The following is an 877-nucleotide window of genomic DNA, read 5'->3' on the forward strand; positions in this document are numbered from 1 at the left end:
TAAAGTGAACCCCTAAGGTTGGACACCAAATCTAACCTTGGGGGTTTTACTATGTCAAAATTTAATTTAGAACTTCGAATAAAGGTCGTTACTGAATACTTATCTGGTAAAGGTTCACCGTCTCTAGCTAAGAAGTATCGCATTAGCAATCACGCAATCATTCTGGGTTGGGTTCATCGATTTGAGCGGCGAGGTATTGAAGGTCTAAAAGACCGGTCAATGTCCCAAGAATATTCTAGTCAGTTCAAAGTCGATGTATTAAACTGGAAGAAACGAAATCAAGCTTCGCTTCCAGTGACTGCCTTACACTTTGACTTGTCGTCGCCAAGTACGATTTGGCAGTGGGAAAAACACTTCCAGGAATCTGGAATAGCGGGACTTGAGTGCAAACGAGGGAATCCTAAGACCATGGCCAAACACAAGCAGAACAACCCCAAACCTGAAAAACCACAGACTCCAGCCGCAGAATTGAAGCAGCTAAAACAAGAGAATCAAATGTTAAAAATAGAAAATGAATTCTTAAAAAAACTCGATGCCTTAGCACGAAAGAAGTCAAAACACACGAACTCATCGAACTAGTAGACGAGTTAAGGCAGAATTTTCAAGTTTCCATCAAACTAGTTCTTAAGGCTGTTCGTATTCCTCGCAGCACGTATTATTATGCTAAGGAGCATCGTGGTCGTAACTTAGATGATTCACAAATTATTCAGGCAATTGATGAGATTCGTCAACAAGATCCAAAATATACTCGGAAATACGGGTACCGACGAATAACCGGTGCTTTACATGACGCTTATGGCTTTAAAATCAATCATAAGCGGGTCTTACGGATTATGCGGGAACAAGACTGGCTATGTGGCGCCTTTAATCGGCAGAA

At 41.3% G+C, this 877-nt stretch carries 1 protein-coding gene; it reads left to right on the forward strand.

The annotated features are described in order from the left end of the window. Window positions 1-51: 51 nt before the first annotated feature. Window positions 52-579 (forward strand): helix-turn-helix domain-containing protein, encoded by a 528-nt coding sequence (locus MMY95_RS15615; protein ID WP_241277824.1) that lies wholly within the window; start codon window positions 52-54, stop codon window positions 577-579. Window positions 580-877: the final 298 nt, after the last annotated feature.

The sequence above is a fragment of the Lactiplantibacillus sp. ME-2 genome (assembly GCF_022549155.1).
GTDB classification, from domain to species: Bacteria; Bacillota; Bacilli; order Lactobacillales; family Lactobacillaceae; genus Lactiplantibacillus; species Lactiplantibacillus plantarum.

Excerpts from the sequence above, each read along its gene's own strand:
- MMY95_RS15615 (WP_241277824.1), top strand. The coding sequence starts at position 52 with ATGTCAAAATTTAATTTAGAACTTCGAATAAAGGTCGTTACTGAATAC.